The sequence below is a fragment of the Mycobacterium sp. UM_WGJ genome, from assembly GCF_000455125.1.
Classification (GTDB): domain Bacteria; phylum Actinomycetota; class Actinomycetes; order Mycobacteriales; family Mycobacteriaceae; genus Mycobacterium.
On the sequence record NZ_AUWR01000115.1, the window covers coordinates 1 to 626 of the forward strand.

Here is a 626-nt window from a genome sequence, read left to right on the forward strand (position 1 = left end):
ACGCCATAGAACAGACCAATACCAGCGCCACCGGCACCACCATTGCCACCGACACCACCATCAATGCCAGCACCACCAGCGCCGCCGTCACCACCGACGCCCATCCACCAGCCACCAGCACCACCGGCACCACCATCGCCACCATCGATACCGGCACCACCAGCACCACCATCACCGAACATGCCCGCCGAACCACCGACACCACCGACGCCATCCGCCGACGTACCCGCAGCACCACCATCACCGAACCACAGACCACCGGAACCACCAGCAGCCTCCGCCAGCGTCCCACCATCAATACCGTCGGCACCGTTACCGATCAGAATCTGACCGAAACCGAACAGGTTGATAAACGAGTTGACCTGCTCACCAAACGGACTCAGGATCCACGCCTGCCCCAAGTCATGCAACGGCGTGTAGAACAACGAACCGAACCAGTCATCGGCCGCCGCCGGACCCGGCAGATCAGCCACCGACGCATCAAACGACAGACCCAGGTTCGACAGCAGCGGCTCCCACGCCCCCTGGTCGAACAACGTCTCCCACGACGACGCCTGACTCAGATCACCGAACGCACCCGCCAGATCCGCACCGAGCAGATCAACCACCCAGTCCAACTCATCGGC

The 626-nt window shown here is 62.9% G+C and carries 1 protein-coding gene; it reads right to left on the reverse strand.

Going from position 1 to position 626, the window contains the following annotated elements:
- A partial coding sequence (locus tag N416_RS24195) for a PGRS repeat-containing protein (RefSeq protein ID WP_369797627.1) occupies positions 1–608 on the reverse strand: 608 nt, incomplete at its 3' end.
- Positions 609–626: the final 18 nt, after the last annotated feature.